18 protein-coding genes are annotated in these 21,301 nt (G+C 63.6%); 6 read left to right on the plus strand and 12 right to left on the minus strand.

Going from position 1 to position 21,301, the window contains the following annotated elements:
• Positions 1–69 precede the first annotated feature (69 nt).
• The 3 genes from metE to glgC all read left to right on the plus strand — a co-directional run bounded on the left by metE (position 70) and on the right by glgC (position 4,378).
• Complete coding sequence (gene metE / locus FE240_RS07295) at positions 70–2,352, plus strand: 5-methyltetrahydropteroyltriglutamate--homocysteine S-methyltransferase (RefSeq protein ID WP_193003974.1); 2,283 nt, start codon at positions 70–72, stop codon at positions 2,350–2,352.
• A gap of 156 nt (positions 2,353–2,508) precedes the next feature.
• On the plus strand, positions 2,509–3,015 hold the full coding sequence (locus FE240_RS07300) for a hypothetical protein (protein WP_193003975.1): 507 nt from the start codon (positions 2,509–2,511) through the stop codon (positions 3,013–3,015).
• Positions 3,016–3,106: 91 nt separating this feature from the next.
• The gene (glgC, locus tag FE240_RS07305) at positions 3,107–4,378 is read left to right on the plus strand and encodes a glucose-1-phosphate adenylyltransferase (protein WP_193003976.1); all 1,272 of its coding nucleotides are present in this window, start codon (positions 3,107–3,109) and stop codon (positions 4,376–4,378) included.
• Positions 4,379–4,434: 56 nt separating this feature from the next.
• On the opposite strand, the gene FE240_RS07310 is transcribed toward glgC, so the two are convergent.
• From FE240_RS07310 to FE240_RS07335, 6 genes are all read right to left on the minus strand, one after another.
• Positions 4,435–6,432 (minus strand): hypothetical protein, encoded by a 1,998-nt coding sequence (locus FE240_RS07310; RefSeq protein ID WP_193003977.1) that lies wholly within the window; start codon positions 6,430–6,432, stop codon positions 4,435–4,437.
• A gap of 146 nt (positions 6,433–6,578) precedes the next feature.
• A complete protein-coding gene (locus tag FE240_RS07315; RefSeq protein ID WP_193003978.1) occupies positions 6,579–7,133 on the minus strand; it encodes a lipoprotein in 555 nt (184 codons plus the stop codon).
• Positions 7,134–7,196: 63 nt separating this feature from the next.
• Positions 7,197–8,114, minus strand: coding sequence for an ABC transporter substrate-binding protein (locus FE240_RS07320; RefSeq protein ID WP_193003979.1), 918 nt, complete (start codon positions 8,112–8,114; stop codon positions 7,197–7,199).
• A gap of 30 nt (positions 8,115–8,144) precedes the next feature.
• Positions 8,145–8,942 (minus strand): ABC transporter ATP-binding protein, encoded by a 798-nt coding sequence (locus tag FE240_RS07325; RefSeq protein WP_193003980.1) that lies wholly within the window; start codon positions 8,940–8,942, stop codon positions 8,145–8,147.
• Positions 8,942–9,985, minus strand: a complete 1,044-nt coding sequence (locus tag FE240_RS07330; RefSeq protein WP_193003981.1) for a FecCD family ABC transporter permease — start codon at positions 9,983–9,985, stop codon at positions 8,942–8,944. Before FE240_RS07330 ends, FE240_RS07325 begins: the two co-directional genes overlap by 1 nt.
• 1 nt (position 9,986) lies before the next feature.
• Positions 9,987–11,003 (minus strand): FecCD family ABC transporter permease, encoded by a 1,017-nt coding sequence (locus tag FE240_RS07335; protein ID WP_193003982.1) that lies wholly within the window; start codon positions 11,001–11,003, stop codon positions 9,987–9,989.
• Positions 11,004–11,181: 178 nt separating this feature from the next.
• Here FE240_RS07335 and FE240_RS07340 point away from each other — a divergent pair, with 178 nt between their 5' ends.
• A complete protein-coding gene (locus tag FE240_RS07340; protein ID WP_193003983.1) occupies positions 11,182–12,126 on the plus strand; it encodes a Gfo/Idh/MocA family protein in 945 nt (314 codons plus the stop codon).
• On the opposite strand, the gene FE240_RS07345 is transcribed toward FE240_RS07340, so the two are convergent.
• The gene (locus FE240_RS07345) at positions 12,087–12,986 is read right to left on the minus strand and encodes a LysR substrate-binding domain-containing protein (RefSeq protein WP_193003984.1); all 900 of its coding nucleotides are present in this window, start codon (positions 12,984–12,986) and stop codon (positions 12,087–12,089) included. The two genes, FE240_RS07340 and FE240_RS07345, sit on opposite strands and share 40 nt — an antisense overlap.
• A gap of 121 nt (positions 12,987–13,107) precedes the next feature.
• On the opposite strand from FE240_RS07345, the gene FE240_RS07350 reads away from it, so the two are divergent.
• Entirely contained in the window at positions 13,108–14,073 is a 966-nt protein-coding gene (locus tag FE240_RS07350; protein ID WP_193003985.1) for a TDT family transporter, read from the plus strand.
• 52 nt (positions 14,074–14,125) lie between these two features.
• Here the strand turns inward: FE240_RS07350 and FE240_RS07355 are convergent, their stop codons facing one another.
• The 3 genes from FE240_RS07355 to ppsR all read right to left on the minus strand — a co-directional run bounded on the left by FE240_RS07355 (position 14,126) and on the right by ppsR (position 17,693).
• Positions 14,126–14,977, minus strand: a complete 852-nt coding sequence (locus FE240_RS07355; RefSeq protein WP_404800079.1) for a ZIP family metal transporter — start codon at positions 14,975–14,977, stop codon at positions 14,126–14,128.
• Positions 14,978–15,218: 241 nt separating this feature from the next.
• Positions 15,219–16,595, minus strand: coding sequence for an amino acid permease (locus FE240_RS07360; RefSeq protein WP_193003986.1), 1,377 nt, complete (start codon positions 16,593–16,595; stop codon positions 15,219–15,221).
• 285 nt (positions 16,596–16,880) lie between these two features.
• On the minus strand, positions 16,881–17,693 hold the full coding sequence (gene ppsR, locus FE240_RS07365; protein WP_193003987.1) for a posphoenolpyruvate synthetase regulatory kinase/phosphorylase PpsR: 813 nt from the start codon (positions 17,691–17,693) through the stop codon (positions 16,881–16,883).
• Between the two features lie 266 nt (positions 17,694–17,959).
• On the opposite strand from ppsR, the gene ppsA reads away from it, so the two are divergent.
• Positions 17,960–20,338 (plus strand): phosphoenolpyruvate synthase, encoded by a 2,379-nt coding sequence (gene ppsA, locus FE240_RS07370; protein ID WP_193003988.1) that lies wholly within the window; start codon positions 17,960–17,962, stop codon positions 20,336–20,338.
• Between the two features lie 53 nt (positions 20,339–20,391).
• Here the strand turns inward: ppsA and FE240_RS07375 are convergent, their stop codons facing one another.
• Both FE240_RS07375 and FE240_RS07380 read right to left on the minus strand, forming a co-directional pair.
• Positions 20,392–20,520, minus strand: coding sequence for an entericidin A/B family lipoprotein (locus FE240_RS07375; protein WP_084214791.1), 129 nt, complete (start codon positions 20,518–20,520; stop codon positions 20,392–20,394).
• Between the two features lie 234 nt (positions 20,521–20,754).
• Positions 20,755–21,177: a DUF2753 family protein gene (locus FE240_RS07380; protein WP_193003989.1), complete on the minus strand. Its 423-nt coding sequence runs from the start codon at positions 21,175–21,177 to the stop codon at positions 20,755–20,757.
• Positions 21,178–21,301: the final 124 nt, after the last annotated feature.

Genomic DNA, 21,301 nt, shown 5'->3' on the forward strand with positions numbered 1-21,301 from the left:
TGTGTAAACATCTGGACGGCTAAATGAGCCGGTGCCAGGGTCAAGTCAACCAGAATCGGAGAGAAGGCGATGACGCAAGCACATACCCTGGGGTTCCCCCGCATCGGCGCCAAGCGCGAACTGAAATTTGCCCTCGAGGCCTACTGGCGAGGTGAGATCCCGCAAGCTGAACTGTTGGCGGTGGGGAAAAACCTGCGCCAGCGCCACTGGCAGGCCCAGCGTGAGGCCGGTGTCACCTTGCTGCCGGTCGGCGATTTTGCCTGGTACGATCAGGTGCTCGGCACCAGCCTGTTGGTGGATGCCATCCCCGAGCGTCACCGCGACGGTGATACCACACTCGATACCCTGTTTCGGGTGGCGCGTGGCCGCGCCCCGACCGGCCAGCCCGCCGCCGCTGCCGAAATGACCAAGTGGTTCAACACCAACTACCACTACCTGGTGCCCGAGTTTCATCGGGAGCAGCGCTTTCGTCTGGGCTGGTCGCAACTGTTTGACGAGGTCGAGGAGGCCAAGGCATTGGGCCTTCCAATCAAGGCGGTTCTTCTCGGCCCCGTCACCTATCTCTGGCTTGGTAAGGAGAAAGAGAGCGGCTTTTCACGCCTTGAGCTGCTTGACCGGCTGCTCATCGTCTATCAGGAAATCCTGGCCAAGCTGGCGGCCCAGGGGGTGGAGTGGGTGCAGATAGACGAGCCGGCGCTGACCCTGGATCTGCCCGATGAGTGGCGCCTTGCCTACCTGCGAGCCTATGAGCGCCTCGCCGGCCCTTGCAAGCTGCTGCTCACCCCCTATTTCGGCTCGGTGGCGCACCAGCGTGAGCTCATCACCAGCCTGAAAGTCGACGGCCTGCACCTGGATCTGGTGGCCGCGCCTGAGCAGCTCGACAGCCTGCTGCCCAAGCTGCCGGCCCATTGGGTGGTGTCGGCCGGGGTGATCAACGGTCGCAACGTCTGGCGCGCCAATCTGCTGGCCCAGGCCGAGCGTCTGGCGCCGCTCAAGGCACGCCTTGGCGAGCGCCTGTGGATTGCCACCTCCTGCTCGCTCCTGCACAGCCCGGTGGATCTCTCCTTGGAGCAGGAGCTGCCCCCCAGGGTGAAGAGCTGGTTCGCCTTTGCGCTGCAAAAGTGCTACGAGCTGGGGCTGCTGGCCGAGCATCTGAACGGAGGGGCGGTGGATCGCGTGGCGGCCTATAGCCAGCCCATCATCGAGCGGGCATCGGATGGCCAGGTACACAAGCCTGCGGTGCAGGCGCGGCTGGCCGCCCTGAGCGAGCCGGATTTCCACCGTCTCAGCGCCTATCCCCAGCGTGCCCAGCAGCAGCGCCAGTCATTGCGCCTGCCGCTGCTGCCGACCACCACCATCGGCTCGTTCCCGCAGACCCGCGAAATTCGCGCCCTGCGCCAGGATTGGCGGGCCGGCCGGGTGGATGAGGCGACCTACGAGGCGGGGATCCGCGCGCAGATTGAAGAGGCCATCGCCCGCCAGGAGGCGATCGGACTGGACGTGCTGGTGCACGGCGAGGCCGAGCGCAACGACATGGTGGAGTATTTTGGCGAGCAGCTAGGTGGTTTTGCCATCACCCGCTTTGGCTGGGTGCAAAGTTACGGCTCGCGCTGCGTCAAGCCGCCGGTGATCACCGGGGACATCGACCGGCCGGCCCCCATGACCTTAGCGTGGATCAACTATGCCCAGAGCCTGACCGACAAGCCGGTCAAAGGGATGCTGACCGGGCCTGTGACCATCCTCTGCTGGTCGTTCCCACGCGAAGACGTGAGCCGCGAGCAGTCGGCATTGCAGATTGCCCTGGCCATTCGCGATGAAGTGGCGGACTTGGAGGCGGCCGGGGTCAAGATCATCCAGATCGACGAGCCGGCCATCCGCGAGGGGTTGCCCCTGCGCGCCGGGGATCACCAGGCTTATTTGGACTGGGCGGTGCGCGCTTTTCGCCTGAGCGCCAGCCCGGTGGCCGACCGCACCCAGATCCACACCCACATGTGCTACAGCGACTTCAACCTCATCATTGAGGCGGTGGCGGCGCTCGATGCGGACGTCATCACCATCGAGACCAGTCGCAGTCAGATGCAGTTGCTGGGGGCGTTTGAGCGCTTTAACTACCCCAACGAGATTGGACCGGGCGTGTACGACATTCACTCGCCCAATGTGCCGAGCCAGCGCTGGATCGAGGGGCTGCTGCGCCGCGCCGCCGAGCAGATCCCGGTCGAGCGGCTGTGGGTCAACCCAGATTGCGGGCTGAAAACCCGTGGCTGGGAAGAGACCGAAGCCGCCCTTCACGTGATGGTGGCGGCCACCAAGGCGCTGCGCCAAGAGTTGGCCGTGGTCGCCGAGCAGGTCTGAGTGCCGGTGGGCGTGTCTGGATGAGAGAGGGGGGAGGCTGAGTCTCCCCCCTCTTTGCTTTTGATGATGGGTTGCGAAGCCGTGGCAGGGCACGCTGACCCTTTACACATGATGACGACTGGACCATGATGGATATTTTCTTTGTGGATCAATGCCATGTTCCAGTTTGAAGCGATCGCCCCGAGCGGGGCAAAGGCGCGCATTCAGATCCAGGCGCTCGACTGGGGGCAAAGCGGGCCGGTGCGTTTCGAGTGTGATGACGACGCTCTGGCCGTCTTGCTGCTAAGTGAGTGCCGCTGCGATGCGGTGGGCTACTTCAATCTGCTGGCGGGCAGCAAGCCGCTCTATGTGGAGCAGTGGCTCGAGTACCTCAAGGAGTCGGGCAAACTCGAGAGCGTGACATTGAGCCACCCCACCCCGGATAACGCCGGCTACCTGGCGCTGGCCGGGCTCGATGACGAGCAGTTTGCCGGCCTGCTGACCACCCTCTACAAGGTGGCTGGTTTCAACCGGTTGCAGATCAACCGCTATCTCAAGCACAGGGGAAATCCAGCCATGCTGGCCACCCGTTACGACAAGGAGGAGCTGGAACGCTACCGGTTACTCAATGAGGTGATCCTCACCTTGTTGCGCCGGCGCACACATCTCTCATCTGACACCTGACGTGTTCACATAATGTGACTGAAAACATTTTCTTGGTATGGTGGAACGGGCAAGATGGATCTTAAGGCCTGATCTTAAAGAGGGAAGGAAGATGTTATTAGAGCCAAGCAATACGGGCAAAGCGAGACAGCTCCTGAATGAAACCATGGCGCTGGTGCTGGCAGGGGGCAGGGGAAGCCGCCTGAAGCAGCTCACCGACAGCCGGGCCAAGCCGGCAGTCCATTTCGGTGGCAAGTTCCGTATTATCGATTTCGTGCTCTCCAACTGTGTCAACTCCGGCATCCGCCGTATCGGTGTCGTCACCCAGTACAAATCACACAGCCTGCTTCGCCATCTGCAAAGCGGGTGGTCATTCATGCGTAACCAGATGAACGAGTTTATCGATCTGCTGCCGGCTCAGCAGCGGGTGGATGAGGTGCACTGGTATCGCGGCACCGCCGATGCGGTCTACCAGAATCTAGACATCATTCGCGAGCACAAACCCAGATACATTCTGGTGCTGGCCGGGGATCACATCTACAAGATGGACTACGCCAGCCTGCTGCTCGATCACATGCGCCTCGGCGGCAAGGTGACGGTCGGCTGTATCGAGGTGCCGTGCAGCGAAGCCTCCGCCTTTGGCGTGATGGGGGTCGATGGGGATCGCAAGATCAACGCCTTCGTCGAGAAGCCCGCCGATCCCCCCACCATGCCCGATAAGCCGGAGATGTCGCTGGCCTCCATGGGGATCTATGTCTTTGACGCCGAATACCTTTATCAACTGCTTGAGGAGGATATTCAGGACGAATGCTCCCACCACGACTTTGGCATGAACGTCATTCCCAAGGTGGTGCAGCAGGGGGTGGCCTATGCCCACCCGTTCGGTCTCTCCTGCGTCGGTTGCAGCGAGGGCCGGCGCCCCTACTGGCGTGACGTGGGGACGGTTGATTCGTTCTGGGAGGCCAACATGGATCTCGCCTCCGTGGTGCCCGAGCTGGACGTGTACGACCAGCACTGGCCGATCTGGACCAGTCGCAGCATGATGCCGCCAGCCAAGTTCGTGCAGGACAGAAACGGCCAGCACGGCATGACCATCAACTCCCTGTTCTCCGGTGGCACCATCGTCAGCGGCTCGTTTATCACCAGTTCGGTGCTGTTTACCAATGTGCGGGTGCATTCCTTCTGCACTCTGGATCAGACGGTGATCTTCCCTGGCGTCGAGGTGGGGGCAGGGTGCCGGCTGCGCCGGGTGGTGGTCGATAAGGGGTGTGTCCTGCCCGATGGGCTGGTGGTGGGAGAGAACGCGGACGAGGATGCCCGCCGCTTCTACCGCTCCGAGCAGGGGATCGTACTGGTCACTCGGGATATGCTTGAGCGGCTGTGATCCGTCGCCATGAGAAAGGGGAGCCAGTGGCTCCCCTTTTTTGATCGCGCAGCGTGTTACTCGCCGATCACGGCCTTGCCGGCCATCACCATGGCGGTGCCGTGCTGGCCGCCAGCGGCGGTCACCTGGGGCACCCCATCTTCGTCGCTGTCATGACCGGCGCCCTCGACGACGTTCTCGCCGGAGTCGCCGATCCACTCGGCCATCTGCATGCCGCCATGATTGGTGCCACGGAACCAGCTCACGTACTGCTGAGTCAGCTTAGCCAGCTCCAGCTCGGGCGCCTTCTCGGCCCCTTCGTTGCGCAGGTTCAGCATGGCCGCGCGAAGGGCGCCGGAGATGGCGGCCTGGGTCCAAGGGGTGTATTCACCCTGTTTACCTGCCAGCCAGGTGCCTGCTTTGGCATTGAAATAGGCCTTGTCGGTGGCGATAAACAGCTCGCGAGCGGCGCTGCGGTACTTCTCATCCTGGGTGGCCAGGAAGGCGGCGGTCAGGCCGCGCACGGCGGCAAACTGGGTCTCGACCGACTGGCCGGCGTCACGCTTACCACCCAGGGTGATGCCGTCGTGGATGAGGCCGTTGCTGCCCTTAAGCTGGCTCAAGATGAAGTCGGCTTGCTGGGTGATGAGCTTTAGCGCCTGCTTGCCTTGGGCGGTATTGAGGTTCAGCTCGCCGTTGTCACCGGCGGCGTAGCCGACCGGCAGGGCATCCTGCGCCCGCTGGAAGATTTGCAAGGCCACCAGGGCATAGGCGGCGTCGAAGGCGGTGACGTGCTTGCCCTGCGTGCCCGCTTGCCAGCTGTCGACCAGGGTGCCGGCCTTGGGCTCGAAGTGCAGGGCCATCAGGTTCTTGAAGGTGAGGTTGGAGAGGTTCAGCGCCAGGGAGAAGGCGTCGCTGCCTGCCACCGCCTTGTCCAGATCGCCGGCCCGGTTGGCGGCTGGCGTGGCGGCAAACGGCTCCCCATCGAACACGGCGTGGAAGGCCGGGTTCTGGTTGGTATTGGCGCTGCGCTGATCGGTAAAGGCGTAGAACTCAGAGAGCGGCCACAGCAGCATCCAGGCATCGCGCAGCTGGGCCGAGCCGTCGACCACCTCGAGCTTATCGATGGCGCCGGCCTCATTGGCCCGGGTTTCGGTCACTTTCACCTGATGCGGGAAGTAGACCACTCCCTTGGCCGGATCGTATTGCGGGGTGATGGCCACGCCCAACTGCTTGCCATCGTAACCGAAGCGCGATTGCAAGAGGGTCAGCTTGTCGAGGGACTGCTCGGTCAGGATCATGCCGTTGAAGCCGTCGGCGGCCGAGACCCCGAGCTTGTGCTTGCCGTCCTGATCCATCTTGGCGGAGCTGGCCTCGACCTCTTCATCGGTGTCGGCCACGTGCATGCCGCCGAGGAAATCTTGCGACCACATCACCTCTTTGAGCAGGATGCCGCCCACGGCGGCCGGCACCAGCAGTTGGTCGCTGCCGCTCCAGCGCAGGGTGCTGTAGTCACGAAAATAGGCCGGCACCTGGGTCTTGACGCGCTTCTCGGTGCCCTTGGCGGTCTTGATGGTGATCTGATCGCCGTTGACCGGGGTCACGTTGACGGCCTGGGCGAATTCCGGATTGGCCGAGGCGTAGGGGAAAGAGAGCGGGTACATGCCTTGCGGCACCTCATCGGCCGGGAAGCCGACCGCTTCGGCCAGGCTCAGCACCCGCTGACCGAGGGAGGCCATCGTGCCGCCACGGGCCTGGTTTTGCGGCCCGTTGACCAGGTGCGGGCCCATGCCGGACTGATAGTTGAGGGCGTACATGGCCTCTTCGGAGTACTCGTAGGACTCGATGCCGGCGGCAAAGTCAAACGGGGTCGGCTCGTCGGCGCGGTTGGCGTCGAGCACGTCCAGATCCAGCCCCAGCGCTTCGGCCAGCGGCTCGCCGGAGAGCTCGAATTCGGTGTAGGCCAGCATAGCGGCGGCGGTATGGAAGGTCTTGTCCTCGACCTTGACGGCGGCGTGGGTGGCCTGACTCAGCAGTGCCCATGCGATAGCGTTGACCAGCAGTGTCTTCTTCATCCGTTGTTCTCACACTCTTGTTATTGTGGATATCTCATTGCTAACGCAAATGAGAATAGGGCGCATTATGCTCCACTCTCTGGTCGTTGAGAAGCAAAAAGCCGGTCATCCGACCGGCCTTTTTGATGCAGGAAACACTGCGGGGATCACAGCAGCTTGAAGGGGATCACCAGCTTGCCCGGCTCAACCTTCAGCCCATCCACCTTGTCGCGCGCCAGCGCCTCGTTCTTGCTGCGCTGCTCGTTGAGGCGATAGACCGGCGTTTCATCGAGAAACTGGCCGAGGGAGAGGCTGAACATCGGCAGCAGCGGGGTGAGGGCGGCGCCCACGTCGGCTGGCTCGGTCTTGACCGAGAGCAGCTCGAGATCTTTGAGGTAGATGGCCCCCTGCGCCGGCACATAGTCGGGGCGGGCCCGCAGGGTGAGCCGGATCTTGAGGGATTGCTGGCCCATGCGGCTCGCGACCACCAGATCGCCGGCGGTATCGAGATCGACCTTGTCGGGCGCGGAGCGGCCGATGTGGCTCTTCATCTCGCCAAGGCGGATCTGGCTCGACATGATGCCGGGGATGCCGAGGCGCTTCTCAAAGCCAGCCCGGCTGGCCAGGTAGTCGTTGATCTGTTGTTCGGTGACGCTGTACTGGGTCAGCGAGCAGGCCGAGAGGAGCAGGGTGAGGGGAAGCAGCAGCAGAGATTTGAACATGGCGAGTCCATTGAGAGTGTCGATGGTCGCCATGTTACGGGAGAGTGGGCGCGAGTGACAGCCTTACTCCGGTTTGCCTTGCAGCAGAACGACGACGTCATCGATGACGCGCAGCGCCGCCTGGGGGCCGCCGGTTGAGGTCCACAGGCTGCCATCTACCGCGCGGTAACGCCCGGCCTTGATCACTGGCAACTGGGCGAAGGCGGGGCTCTGCTCGGCTTGGCGCATGGCGTCGACCGCCTCGCCGCTCGGACTCAGGGTGCCGATCACCAGCCAGTTGGCGTCGAGCTGGCCGAGGGACTCCAGGCTCAAGGCCGGGGAGTGGGGCTGGCGCTCCCCCATCTGGTTGGCAGGGCGGCGCAGGCCGAGCTCGGCCACGACCGTGCTGGCAAAGGTGCCGCTGTACATAAAGCTCGGCCCCTTGGGATTCCAGCGCACAATGCTGATGGTCTCGCCCTGGTGGGGGGCGATGGCCTGGCGGGCGGCATCGAGGCGCTGTTGGTAGTTTGCCATGAAGGCGCTGGCCTGCGCTGGCTTGCCCAACACTGTGGCGATGCGGGTGAAGACCGGCTTCCAGGCGTCGTTGAACTGGCTGGTGACGACGGTCGGGGCTATCGCCTGTAGCAGGGCGAGCAGCTCAGGTTTGACCTGACCGGTCAAGATGAGATCCGGCTCGAGATCGATGAGGGCCTCCAGATTGGGGGCGCCGAGATCGCCCACGATGCGGACTGTCTCATCTGCCAGCGGCAGCAGGTAGTGCGGCAGCGTACTCTGGCCACGGCCGTTGAGGGTGCCAACCGGCTGCACGCCGAGGGTCAATACCGAGTCAAGTTCGAGCTCACCCAAGGTGACCACCCGCTCGGGGCGGGCCGGCACCGTGATCACCCGGCCGATGGCATCGGTGATCTCCCGGGTGGCGGCCTGTAGCGCGCTGCTGGCCAGCAGCAGTAGCAGCAGGGGAATGCGGATCATTGCGGACATGAAGGGCTCCTTGTAGGGGTAGTGGATAGGTCAGCAGGCACAACGCAGAGCCGGGAGGTGGCGGCGCGGCACGATAAGCGGGGCGCCGTCTCCGGGAGCGGGCACAATATCGACATCGGTGTGATAGAGGCGATCGACCAATGACTTGGTGATCACCTCGCGGGCCGGCCCCATGGCCTGGATGCGCCCTTCGCCGAGGGCGATCAGGGTGTCGCAGTAGCGGGCGGCGGCGGCCAGATCGTGGATCACCAGCAGCACGGTGTGCCCTTGGGCGGCGATCTGGTGGATGGCCTCCATCACCTCGGCCTGGTGGCCGATGTCGAGGGCGCTGGTGGGCTCATCGAGCAGTACCAGCTTGGTATCTTGCGCCAGGATCATGCCGAGCCAGGCGCGCTGGGCCTGACCGCCGGAGAGGGAGCCGACCTCTTGGCTCCAGATGGCATCAAGTTGCATCCGATCCCGGGCCCGCTGCACCTGGCGGGCGTCCTCAGCGCTCCACTGAGATAGCCACCCTTGATGGGGGTGGCGACCATATTGAACCAGTTGCTCAACCAAGATGCCGGGGGGTACCAGGGGCCGCTGTGGCAGGTAGGCAAGGCGCCGCGCCAACCGCTTGCCCCCATAGTCGGCAAGGGGGCGCCCATCGAGCAGCACACGGCCGTGACGGGGGGCAAGCTGGCCCGCCAGCAGGCGTAGCAGGGTCGACTTGCCGCAGCCGTTGGGGCCGACGATACCGATGAGCCGCCCTTCGGGCAGGATGAAATCGAGGCCGGTGAGCAGCGGTTGCTCCCCGTAGCCGAAGGCAAGTTGCTGGACACTTAAGGTCATCAGTCGGTTCTCCGCCGGTCTTGAAGGATGAGAAACAGCAGCACCACGCCGCCGAGGATGCGGGTCATGGTGCCGGTGGCGACCTCGTGCGGGCTGGCCAGCAGGCGTACCAGCAGATCGCTGGCAAGCAGCAGCAGGGCGCCGCACAAGGCCGCCAGCCACAGGGGCAGGATGCGGCCACGCACCAAAAACGAGGCAAACACTGGGGCGGTCATGGCGATGAAGACCACGGGGCCGCCGATGGCGGTGCCGAGCGAGGCGATGAGCACCGCCTGGGCCAACACCGTCAGTTGCAGCCGCTCGACCCGGATGCCGAGGCTACGCGCCCCCTCTTGGCCGAGGCGCAGCAGGGCCAGTGAGCGGGCGCTGTAGATGACCCAGGGGCAGAGCAGCAGCAGGAGCAGGGCGATGGGTTGCAGCTTGTCGACCCCCTGACCGATAAAGCTGCCCATGTTCCATAGGTAGAGATCGGAGAGATGAGCCAGCGCCTGGGTCGACATTACAAACTGGCCGAGCGATTCGAACAGCTCGGAGACCCCGATGCCGATCACCACAAACAGGTAGCCTTGCTCGCCGGGTTTGCGGCACAGGGCGTAGAGGGCGCAGGCCGAGAGAATGGCGCCGAAGGGGGCGGCCCACCAGGGCCAGCTACCGACGGTGAGATAGAGGGAGAAGATGATGATGGCAAGAGAGGCCCCCTCGTTGACCCCGATCATGTCGGGGGTGGCGAGGCGGTTGCCGACCAGGGTCTGGATGAGGCAGCCCGAGAGCCCCATGGCGGCGCCGGCCAGCACCACCGCCAGAATGCGCGGCAGGCGAACCTTGAACACCATCACCTCATCGAGGCGGCTACCGTGGCCGAGCAGGGTCTGTAACACCCTGGGGGCGGTGATCTGGCCACTGCCGAGGGTCAGAGCCAGCAACATCAACAGCAGCAGCAGGGCGAGCAAGAGCAGTGCCAGCAGCACGGCGCGGCGAGAAAGCAGCAGGCGGGCCGGGCCAAAGGAGAGCGACCAGTGGCCGCTGGGAAGGGGGTAGGACATCTTATTTCACCGCCAGCAGGGAACGAAAACCGCCGCGTTGCACCACGACGATCAGGGTCGGGGCACCGATCAGCGCCAGCAGGATGCCGCTTGGCATCTCAAAGGGGCGGATCAGCACCCGGGCCAGCAGATCGGCCAGCAGCAGAAACAGGACGCCAAACAGGGCGCTGAAACGGATCTGCACTGCCAGCCTGACCGGCTCGACCAGTCGTGCGCAGTACGCCGCGAGAAAGCCGACGAAGGCGATGGGGCCGGCGATGGCGATGGCGCAGGCGATGAAGAGGGTCGAGGCGAGCAGCACCCCGACCCGGATCAGGGCCGGGTGGATGCCAAGCGCCCTGGCCTGCAGATCCCCCATCTGCAACAGGGTCAGCGGGCGACACAGCAGCAGACTCAGGATCAGGGCCAGCACGACGAAGGGGGTGACATGGCCGATGGCATCAAGCGAGCTGGCGGCGAGGGAGCCTAAATTCCAGAAACGAAACTGCTCGAGCACCACCAAATTGGAGAGCAGCAGATAATTGGCGAGCCCGCCGAAGGTGGCGGAGAGCGCCACCCCGACCAAGATGAGCTTGAGCGGCGTGGCGCCGCCGAGCATCAGTCCCAGAGCGAGCACGATGAGGTTGGCCAGCAGGGCGCCGAGGCCGGACCACAGCAGGTAACCATACGCAGACTCGACCCCGAACCAGGTGATCCCCACCACCAGCGCCAGCACGGCGCCGGCGTTGACCCCGAGCAGCCCCGGCTCGGCCAGCGGGTTGCGGGTGGCACTTTGCAGCAAGGTGGCGCTAAGGGCGACGCACACGCCAACCAATAAGGCGCACAGGGTGCGTGGCAGGCGCAGGGTGTGCAGGATCATGGTGAACTGGGGATCCTGACGCAGGGCAGGATCGCCGAAGAGGTAACCGAGCAGGGCACGGGGGCCATATTCGCCGGCACCGGTGGCCAGCGAGAGGGCAAACAGGCACAGCAGCAGCAGGGTTCCCGACAGCAGCAACAGGCTCTGGGGGCGTGACACAGGGACTCCTTTGAACGGGTGAAGAGGCGGCGGGGGCCGGTCACCAAATGAGACGTTATGCTAACAAAGGGAGTTAGATGCGACAAGGAGTGATAACTATTTTCATTACTATCTTTGAGCGATCCCCCCTTCGCCCCGATCGGGCATAATGGACGCTTACCCTCATTCGGAGTTCACCATGGAATCTCGTCTGTGCCGCTGGGGCATTGCCGGCGCCGGTGCCATTGCCCGCCGTTTTTGTCATGACATCACCCGTTTTGCCAGGCAGAGCAAGGTGGTGGCCATCGCGGCCCGCGAGTCGGCGCGGGCCGACACTTTCGCCGCCGACCACGGCGTGGCGCGCGCCCATGGTAGCTACCGGGCCTTGGCCGAGGATGGGGAGGTCGATGCCGTCTATGTGGCGGTGATCCACCCCCAGCACGGCGCCGTGGTGCGGCTGATGCTCGAACATGGCAAGCATGTGCTGGTGGAAAAACCGGCGGTGCTGAGCGTGGCCGAATGGGACGAGCTGACGACGCTGGCGCACGCGCGGGGTGTGTTGCTGCTCGAAGCGATGAAGGTGATGTGCTTTCCCGCCTGGCGGGCCCTGTGGGCACAGCTCCCCGAGCGCGGACAACCCCATCATCTCGAGGCAGCCTTTGGCTCGCAGGTTACAGGGGATGGCAAGCTGTTCGATGCCGCCCTGGCCGGTGGTGCCAACTGGGATGTGGGGGTCTATGGCCTGTGGCTCTATGCCGCCTTGTGCCGGCGCTTCTCACTGCCGGCCTGCCCTCCTGTGGTGATGCGCAAGATGGGGCCGAGCGGGGTCGATTTGCAGAGCTGGTATCGCTTCGAGGGGGCCTTCTCGGCGCGGATCGGCGCCGCCATCGACGAAGATCTGCCGCGCCACGCCCGGCTAGAGGGGGAGGGATGGGGGCTTGAGATCGTCGGCAAGTGGTGGAATCCGCAGCAGATCCGCTGGGATGACGGAACCGAGATCCTCATGCCGGTCGAGGGGGGATTGCAGTTCGAGGCGGATCACCTTGCCGAGCTGCGGGCGGCCGGGGCGCTCGACTCGCCCTGGCTGCCCCAGGCGGTGAGCCGTCAGGTGATAGGCTGGCTGGCGGCTGCGGCCTGCGCCTGACAAAACGCGATGCAGTGGCGCATCGGCGCCGACAGGTATTTTTGACGGTGCCACACCAGTTGCAGCCGGCGGCGCATCGGCTCGGCCAAGTTGAGGCGGCGTAAGCGGCGCGCCGCGATGCGATCGCGCGCCGCCAGCTCGGAGATGAGCGAGAGGCCGAGCCCCTGCTCGACCGACTGCATCACCGCCTCCAGGGTGTTGAGCTCGAGCAGGGGGCCGATGCGGCCAATCAGGGGACGCAGGCGCTGATCGAACTGCTCGCGGCTGCCGGAATCCGGCTCGCGCAGCACCCACGGCTCACCGGCCAGCGCCGCCAGGCGCAGATCGGGCAGGCCGCCGAGGGGATGCTCCCAGGGGGCCACCACGACCATCTCGTCGCTGAGCCAGGGCTCGGTGACCAGCTCGTTCATCCGGGTTTCCCCCTCGATCAGCGCCAAGTCCAGCTCGAAGTGGGCCAGCTGCTCGCACAATCTGTGGGTATTGGCGATGTTGACCTCAAGGCGGACTCCCGCCTGCTGCATGGCCGCCAGCAGGGGCGGCAGCAGGTAGTTGCCGATGGTCTGGCTGGCTCCTAGGCGCAGCAGCCCCGCCTCGCCCGAGTGGGGGGTGAAGAGGGTCTCGATGTCGGCCACCCGCGCCAGCAACTCCTCGGCCATGGGCTGTAGCTGACGCCCTTCGCTGTTGAGTTGCAGCCTGGGGTGGATGCGATCGAACAGGGGGGCGGCGAGCTGGCGTTCTAGCTCTTGCAGTGACTGGGATATGGCGCCACGGCTGAGGCACAGCTCATCGGCGGCCTTACCGAGGTTGCCGTGGCGGGCGATGGCGCTGAAGACACGCAGCTGCTTGAGGGTGATATTCATATTGTTTTTCTAAACGCTGCCTTTAAATCATTTAGATATCGTAAATGACACCGACTCATTATCCTAGCCCCATCCATCGTGATGACGCCGTGGTGACGCGGTAAGCGCAGAGGTAAATGGCATGATGAAAAGAACCCGACAGACGCTGGCTGGTGCCCCGACCCCGATGGCGGGGCTGGCGCTCGGCATTGCCAGCCTGGGCTGGTGCTGCGAGAACTTAGGGGGCCTTGATGGCTGGGGCCAGCAACTGGGCGCTGCCATCGCGGCCGCGCTGCTGCTGATCCTCACCGGCAAGTTTCTCAGCCACCCGCGCCTGCTGTGGCAGGATCTGGCCCACCCCGTGGTGGGCAGCGTGGTGCCCACCTATGCCATGGCGGTGATGGTGGTTTCCAAGGCGCTCGAGCGTTATGCCCCCTCTGCCGGCGAGGCGCTCTGGCTGGCCGCCGTGGGGCTGCATCTGGTGTTCCTGGCCGCCTTCTGCTGGCACCGCCTGCGCGGCTTTGAGCTGCACCACATGGTGCCGAGCTGGTTCGTGCCGCCGGTTGGCATCATAGTGGCCGCCGTCGCCTGCCCGCAGGGGCGCATGCTGCCGCTGGCCCAGTGGCTGATGTGGTTCGGCATGATCTGCTATGGCGTCATGCTGCCGCTGATGATCTACCGCCTCATCTTCGGCCATGAGGTGCCGGATGCCGCCAAGCCGACCATCGCCATTCTGGCGGCCCCCGCCAGTCTGTCGCTGGCCGGTTACCTGACCGTTAGCGACACCCCTTCGCCGGTGCTGGTGGCCCTGCTGTTCGGTATCGCCGTGCTGATGACCCTCATCATCTGGCTCGCCTTCTTCCGTCTACTGCGCCTGCCATTCAGTGCCGGCTATGCCGCCTTTACCTTCCCCATGGTGATCGGCGCCACCGCCCTGTTCAAGCTGGCGTCGCTGCTGGGCGATCTGGGGGTGGCCGCTCCTTATGTGGCCCAGGTGCACGGGCTGGCCACGCTGGAGCTGGGGGTGGCCTTCGTCATCGTGACCTACGTGGCGCTGCGTTATCTCCTCTTCTTCAAGCCCCACCGGCTCTTGTTGCGCGCCCACTGATCAGGCTGCGCCCGCTAAAAAAAGACCCAGGCCTTGGCCTGGGTCTTTGCGCTTAACCGAGCGCAGTGTCGAGGGTCATCATCAGGGCAAAGCCTCCCATCAGCCCTAGGGTGGCGAAAGTCTGATGACCGTTGCGGTGGGTTTCGGGGATCACCTCGTGGGAGACCACGAACAGCATGGCGCCGGCCGCAAGGCCAAGACCGATAGGGTAGGCGATGGCCATGCCGCTGGAGAGGCCGATGCCGACCAAGGCGCCAACCGGCTCGAGTAGGCCGCTTAAGATGGCGATGAGCACGGCCGGCAGCGGCTTGTAGCCGGCGGCGATGATGGCAAGCGCCACCGCGAGCCCCTCGGGGATGTCTTGCAGCGCGATGGCGGTGGTGAGCGGCAGCCCTACCTTCATGTCACCTTGGGAGAAGCTCACGCCGATGGCCATGCCTTCTGGCAGGTTGTGCAGGGCGATGGCAAAGACAAACAGCCAGACCCGCGAGCAGTTCTGGTGGCCGGGGCCACAGGGGCCGCTCTTGTCATGCTCGTGGGGGGTGAACTGATCGAGCCCCAGCATCAGCAGCACGCCGAGCCCCATGCCAAGCACCACCACGGCGGCGGCGAGGAAGGGGTTGCCGGTGAGCCCCTCGGCGGCCTCCAACCCCGGCAGCAGCAGCGAGAAGGCGCTGGCCGCCAGCATCATGCCGGCGGCAAAGCCGAGCATGGTGTCCTCCACCCGCTGCGGGATGGAGCGCAGCACCAGCGCCGGCAGGGCGCCAAGGGCGGTGGCGGCAAAGCCCGCCAGACCACCAATGATGCCGTAGTGGGCCCCCGGGGTCAGATCGCCGGCGGCGATGGCAATCAGGCTTTGCAACAGCAGCAGCAATACGCCGGCGAGGGCGATGGCCAGCGCCATGGCCACCTTGGGGTGCGCCTGAATGTGCAGGCGCAGCAGCTGCTGCCAGGGTTGGGGCGGGGAGGAGAGGGTGTGATCGGTCATGACGGCTCCAGATGAAGGCAGTGGGCAGAGGAAAACCAAGGTATTAGAGCCTGTGGCAGCGGCGCTTGTCCATGCGGCCAAACCTATTGGGGCAAACGCTCCTGTCGATGGCCATAAAAAAACCGGCCCGAAGGCCGGTTGTTGCTAGCGATGAGGATCAGGGGTTGGTGGCCAGACTGGCGCGGCTGCGCCGCTGTTTGAACTGGTAGCCAACGGCAAGAATGACCAGCCAGACCGGGATCAGCAGCACCGAGATCTGGATGCCGGGGGTCAGGTACATGATCACCAGAATACCGGCCATGAAGACGAGGCAGAGGTAGTTGCCAAACGGGCTCCACAGCGCCTTGAACTTGGGGGTGACCCCTTCGGCGGCCTTGGCCTTGCGGAACTTGAGGTGGGCCAGGCTGATCATGGCCCAGTTGATCACCAGGGCCGAGACCACCAAGGCCATCAGCAGCTCGAACGCCTTACCCGGGATCAGGTAGTTGATGAGCACGCACAGCAAGGTGGCGGCGGCCGAGATGGAGATGGCCACCACAGGCACCCCGCTCTGGTTGGTCTTGAGCAGCGCCTTGGGGCCGTTGCCCTGCTTGGCCAGACCAAAGAGCATGCGGCTGTTGCAGTAGACACAGCTGTTGTAGACCGACAGGGCGGCGGTCAGCACCACGATGTTGAGTACGTTAGCCACCAAATTGCTGTCGAGGGCGTGGAAGATCATCACGAACGGGCTGCCGCCTTCTACCACCTTGCCCCAGGGATAGAGGGAGAGCAGCACGGCCAGGGCGCCGATGTAGAAGATGAGGATGCGGTAGATCACCTGATTGGTGGCCTTGGGAATGCTCTTTTCGGGGTTGTCGGCTTCGGCGGCGGTGATGCCGACCAGCTCAAGCCCGCCGAAGGAGAACATGATCACCGCCATGGCCATCACCAGGCCGCTCACCCCGTTGGGGAAGAAGCCGCCTTGGGCCCACAGGTTGGTGACCGAGGCATCCGGGCCGCCGGAGCCGGAGAAGAGCATCCAGCCGCCAAAGCCAATCATGCCGACGATGGCCAGCACCTTGATGATGGCAAACCAGAACTCCATCTCGCCGAACGCCTTGACGTTGGTCAGGTTGATGGCGTTGATGAGCACGAAGAAGAAGGCCGCCGACATCCAGGTCGGGATCTCGGGCCACCAGTACTGCACATAGATGCCGACCGCAGTCAGTTCGGCCATGCTCACCAGCACATAGAGCACCCAGTAGTTCCAGCCGGAGGCAAAACCGGCGAAGTCGCCCCAGTACTTGTAGGCAAAATGGCTAAACGAGCCGGCTACCGGCTCTTCAACCACCATCTCGCCGAGCTGGCGCATGATAAGAAACGCGATGAAGCCGCCGATGGCGTAGCCGAGCAGCACGGCCGGGCCCGCCATCTTGATGGTTTGTGCAATCCCCAGAAACAGGCCGGTACCGATGGCACCGCCCAGGGCGATCAGCTGGATGTGGCGGTTCTTCAAGCCACGCTTGAGCTCATTTCCCTGCTGTGTCAGATCCATTCCTCAATCCTCTGTGTCGGTCAGTTAACTTGGTTGTGTACCGATATGTTTACAATATTGCATGCGCTTCGTTACGCGCGCGCCTGCTTAACCATATCGTGTCACTACCAATAGGCCGAGAATAATGCTAGGTACATGGTTTTGCACCTCTTTTTCACCGAGAAAACGGAGGAAATGGCGCCTTAATCACGCTGTGGCTGCGGCAACGGGCGAAAAACCAAGAAAAGAGTGAATTTTGTTCAATTCATCAGGTCTCTATTGACTTCGCGTTTTACTGTTAACCCTTCAATAGAGTTGCCGGCGCAGCCCGGTGGTCTCCAGGATTTTGGCGCTGATCTCTTCCACCGAGTGGGAGGTGGTGTTGAGAAAATGGATCGCCTCCTGACGAAACAGTCGCTCGACCCGTGCCAGCTCCTGCTCGCACTGCTCCAGTGACGAGTAGCGGCTGTTGGCCCGGCGTTGGTTGCGGATCTCGTGCAGCCGCTGCGGCGCTATGGTCAGGCCGAACAGCTTGTGACGGTTGGCCTTGAGGGCGGGGGGCAGATCCAGGGCGCTCATGTCTTGATCGATGAAGGGGTAGTTGGCGGCGCGAATGCCAAATTGCAGGGCGAGATAGAGGCTGGTGGGGGTCTTGCCGCAGCGCGACACCCCGATGAGGATGATGTCTGCCTCCTCATACTCCTTGGTGGTGATGCCGTCATCGTTGGCCAGGGCGAAGTTGACTGCGTCGATGCGATCGTCATAGAGCTTGCGGTTCTCCATGCCGTGGGTGCGGTGCAGGCGTGGCGTGGCCTTTACGCCCAGCTCCTGCTCGAGCGGGGTGACGAAGGTGTTGAGAAAATCGTGGGCATTGACTTGGGCGCGCAGCACTTCCTCGCGCAGCACGGGGTCGACGATGGTGTGAAACAGCAGGGGCTTGATGCCGGTCTGGGCGAAGCACTCATCGATGCGCTGGCGCACTAGGCGCGCCTTCTCCAGGGTTTCGACGAAGGGGATGGTCACCTGTTCGAAGGCGAGGGGAAACTGGCTCAGCACGGCGTGGCCAAACACTTCGGCAGTGATGGCGGTGCCATCGGAAACGTAGAAGACGGTGTGCACGAGAATGCTCCTTTTTCAGCTCTACAAATAAAGTTTCTCTGGATACCAACGCGGAATGTCAACTATCCAGCTGTTGTGAACTTGTGATACAGGTTGCAAACCTGGTTCGTTAATTTTTTGTGATTCATTGTAAAATGGCCTCGCCACTGAACCATCCCCTTTTTTACAGGGGATTTTATTGGCTCTGGCAAGAAAACGTTTTCTTTGCGGTGCCCTACACCATAACAGAAACACGGGCCCGATCCCGTGTTCACCAACCTGGAGACATGCAAGTGCAACAGTACGTACTCTGGTACGAGCAACTCGGAATGCAGGATGTGGATCGCGTCGGTGGCAAGAATGCCTCCCTCGGCGAGATGATCAGCAATCTCTCGGGAGCCGGTGTTTCGGTTCCGGGTGGGTTTGCCACCACGGCGTTTGCTTTCAACGAGTTTCTCGAGGTGAGTGGTCTCAACGAGCGGATCCATACCCTGCTCGACGAGCTGGATGTGGATGACGTCAATGCCTTGGCCCGTGCCGGCCAGCAGATCCGTGAATGGGTCGTCGCCGCGCCGCTACAACCGGCGCTGGAGCAGGCGATCCACGCCTCTTATGACAAGCTCTCTGCCGGGCTCGATGCCTCGTTTGCGGTGCGCTCCTCGGCCACCGCCGAAGACATGCCCGACGCCTCGTTTGCCGGGCAGCAAGAGACCTTCCTCAACGTGCGCGGCATCGACGCCGTGCTCACTGCCATCAAGCATGTCTTTGCCTCGCTGTTTAACGATAGAGCCATCTCTTACCGGGTTCATCAGGGTTACGATCACCGTGGCGTGGCCCTCTCGGCCGGGGTGCAGCGCATGGTGCGCTCGGATCTGGCCGCCTCCGGCGTCATGTTCACCCTCGACACCGAGTCAGGGTTTAACGACGTGGTCTTTATCACCGGCTCCCAGGGATTGGGTGAGATGGTGGTGCAGGGGGCCGTCAACCCGGACGAGTTCTACGTGCACAAGCCGACCCTCAAGGCGGGTCGTCCTGCCGTGGTGCGCAAGACCCTCGGCTCCAAGCTCATCAAGATGATCTACTCGGGCGATGCCGGTCATGGCCGCCAGGTGCAGACCGTCGATACCCTTGAGGCCGAGCGCAACCACTTTTGCATCACCAATGAAGAGGTGATGGCGCTGGCCAAGCAGGCGCTCATCATCGAGCAGCACTACGGCCGCCCGATGGACATCGAGTGGGCCAAGGACGGGCAGGATGGTCAGCTTTATATCGTCCAGGCGCGCCCAGAAACCGTGCGCAGCCGCCAGGAGGGCAACACCTTAGAGCGTTTCGCCCTCAAGCAGGCGGGTAGCGTCATCGCCGAGGGGCGCGCCATCGGCCACAAGATTGGCCACGGCCCGGCCAAGGTGGTGAATTCCATCAGCCAGATGGACGAGGTGCAACCCGGCGACGTGCTGGTTACCGACATGACCGACCCGGACTGGGAGCCCATCATGAAGCGGGCCTCGGCCATCGTCACCAATCGGGGCGGGCGCACCTGCCACGCCGCCATCATTGCCCGCGAGCTGGGGATCCCGGCGGTGGTGGGCTGTGGTGACGCCACCGACCACATTCAGCCCGGCCAGCAGGTGACCGTTTCCTGCGCCGAGGGGGACACCGGCTTTATCTATGATGGGGCCCTGGATTTTGACGTGGCGGTGACCGAGGTGGGCAACATGCCGCGCCTGCCGGTCAAAATCATGATGAACGTGGGCAACCCGGATCGGGCCTTCGACTTTGCCCAGCTGCCCCATGCCGGGGTAGGCCTGGCGCGCCTTGAGTTCATCATCAACCGCATGATTGGTGTGCACCCCAAGGCGCTGCTGGAGTTCGACCGCCAGAGCCCCGAGCTGCAAGCCACCATCACCAAGATGATGGCCGGCTATGAGAGCCCGCGTGAGTTCTATGTGGCCAAGCTCACCGAGGGGATCGCCACCTTGGCTGCGGCCTTCTGGCCGGAGCGGGTCATAGTGCGGATGTCGGATTTCAAGTCCAACGAGTACGCCAACCTGGTGGGCGGGCGCGAGTATGAACCCCACGAAGAGAACCCCATGATCGGTTTTCGTGGCGCCTCGCGCTACATCGCCGACAGTTTCCGTGCCTGTTTTGCCCTCGAGTGCGAGGCGATCAAGCGGGTGCGTGAGCAGATGGGGCTGACCAACGTCGAGGTGATGGTGCCCTTCGTGCGCACCGTCGGCGAGATCCGCGAGGTGATCGAGATCCTGGCCGAGAACGGTCTGCGCCGCGGCGAGCAGGGGCTCAAGGTGATCATGATGTGCGAGATCCCGAGCAACGCCCTGCTGGCCGAGCAGTTCCTCGAGCACGTGGATGGCTTCTCCATCGGCTCCAACGACATGACCCAGCTCACCCTGGGGCTGGATCGGGACTCGGGGCTGATCGCCCACCTGTTTGACGAGCGCAACGACGCGGTCAAGGCCCTGCTGGCCATGGCTATCCAGGCGGCGCGCAAGGCGGGTAAGTACGTGGGGATCTGCGGCCAGGGGCCGTCCGATCACCCGGACTTTGCCGCCTGGTTGCTGGAGCAGGGGATTGACTCGGTGTCGCTCAACCCCGATACCGTGGTCAACACCTGGCTCTATCTGGCCGAGCAGCACCCGGTCAACTGAGCCGACCACCCATAAAAGAAGGGGCCTGAGGGCCCCTTTTTTATGGTCGAGGGTTAGTGGGTGGAGCGCTGGATGGCATCGCCCGCGCTTTCGATATCCTGGCCGACACCGCGCACCGTGTTGCAGGCAACCAGTTGGCCGCAGGCGACAACCAGCAGAAGGGACACAACAATTCGGATCATGGCTCTCTCCCTGATGGTGGTTCCCTTTGAGGGTATCCAAACGGGGGAAAATTGCCCGGCTCCTCACTGATCCAACATGAAGCAGGGGGCGCGGCCGTGAGCCGCGCGCCGGACGTGGCGGGGTGAGCGGTGCGCGTTGGGTAACCCCTTCATCGCGCCTGCGCCGCCAAGGGGCGCCCATGACCATCGAGGTTCGGCCATCGCTGGGGGGCGTTAGCTCCTGGGCATGCTGGACTAGTGCAGGGTGGGGTGGGCGCAGCCACAGCGGCGCAGCGCCTGCTCCACCTCGGGATGGGGGCCACTTCGGCGCAAAAACCGCAGCAGCTCAACGCGGCAGCAGGAGAGATGGGTATGGGCCGCTTCGCGCAGCCGACACGGCTGGGCGCCGTCTTGCAGCAGATTGAGCAGGCTTTGCTGCGCCTCGCACAGGTAGTGGGCCGCGCGCTCGGGCAGCGCCATGGCCAGCAGCAGATCGGCCAGGTTGTGGTAAGAGACCACCAGGGCGGCGACGGCTTCCTCGGGTTCGCGCCACAGGGGCAGGTGCTGGCGGGCGCTCCACAGGGCTTGCTGATAGCACGCTAGTGCGCCGGCGTGATTACCGAGGGCGAAACGGCGGTTGCCAAGCCGGGTCTGGTGTTTCCAGAAACGGGTCGACATAGGGCTCTCCTGTCAGGCAAATGATAATGGGAACTTATCTCATTTGCGCAGCAATATGAACCCCGCAAAGAGTGAGGTAACGCCTCCTGATTGCCTAGATTGGAGCAAGAACGAAAAAGGCGGC

Source organism: Aeromonas simiae, assembly GCF_014892695.1.
Taxonomy (GTDB): Bacteria; Pseudomonadota; Gammaproteobacteria; order Enterobacterales; family Aeromonadaceae; genus Aeromonas; species Aeromonas simiae.

Coding starts and splice junctions, on each gene's coding strand:
- metE (WP_193003974.1), top strand. CDS start 70: ATGACGCAAGCACATACCCTGGGGTTCCCCCGCATCGGCGCCAAGCGC.
- FE240_RS07300 (WP_193003975.1), top strand. CDS start 2,509: ATGTTCCAGTTTGAAGCGATCGCCCCGAGCGGGGCAAAGGCGCGCATT.
- glgC (WP_193003976.1), top strand. CDS start 3,107: ATGTTATTAGAGCCAAGCAATACGGGCAAAGCGAGACAGCTCCTGAAT.
- FE240_RS07310 (WP_193003977.1), bottom strand. CDS start 6,432: ATGAAGAAGACACTGCTGGTCAACGCTATCGCATGGGCACTGCTGAGT.
- FE240_RS07315 (WP_193003978.1), bottom strand. CDS start 7,133: ATGTTCAAATCTCTGCTGCTGCTTCCCCTCACCCTGCTCCTCTCGGCC.
- FE240_RS07320 (WP_193003979.1), bottom strand. CDS start 8,114: ATGTCCGCAATGATCCGCATTCCCCTGCTGCTACTGCTGCTGGCCAGC.
- FE240_RS07325 (WP_193003980.1), bottom strand. CDS start 8,942: ATGACCTTAAGTGTCCAGCAACTTGCCTTCGGCTACGGGGAGCAACCG.
- FE240_RS07330 (WP_193003981.1), bottom strand. CDS start 9,985: ATGTCCTACCCCCTTCCCAGCGGCCACTGGTCGCTCTCCTTTGGCCCG.
- FE240_RS07340 (WP_193003983.1), top strand. CDS start 11,182: ATGGAATCTCGTCTGTGCCGCTGGGGCATTGCCGGCGCCGGTGCCATT.
- FE240_RS07345 (WP_193003984.1), bottom strand. CDS start 12,986: ATGAATATCACCCTCAAGCAGCTGCGTGTCTTCAGCGCCATCGCCCGC.
- FE240_RS07350 (WP_193003985.1), top strand. CDS start 13,108: ATGATGAAAAGAACCCGACAGACGCTGGCTGGTGCCCCGACCCCGATG.
- FE240_RS07355 (WP_404800079.1), bottom strand. CDS start 14,977: ATGGCGCTGGCCATCGCCCTCGCCGGCGTATTGCTGCTGCTGTTGCAA.
- FE240_RS07360 (WP_193003986.1), bottom strand. CDS start 16,595: ATGGATCTGACACAGCAGGGAAATGAGCTCAAGCGTGGCTTGAAGAAC.
- ppsA (WP_193003988.1), top strand. CDS start 17,960: ATGCAAGTGCAACAGTACGTACTCTGGTACGAGCAACTCGGAATGCAG.
- FE240_RS07375 (WP_084214791.1), bottom strand. CDS start 20,520: ATGATCCGAATTGTTGTGTCCCTTCTGCTGGTTGTCGCCTGCGGCCAA.
- FE240_RS07380 (WP_193003989.1), bottom strand. CDS start 21,177: ATGTCGACCCGTTTCTGGAAACACCAGACCCGGCTTGGCAACCGCCGT.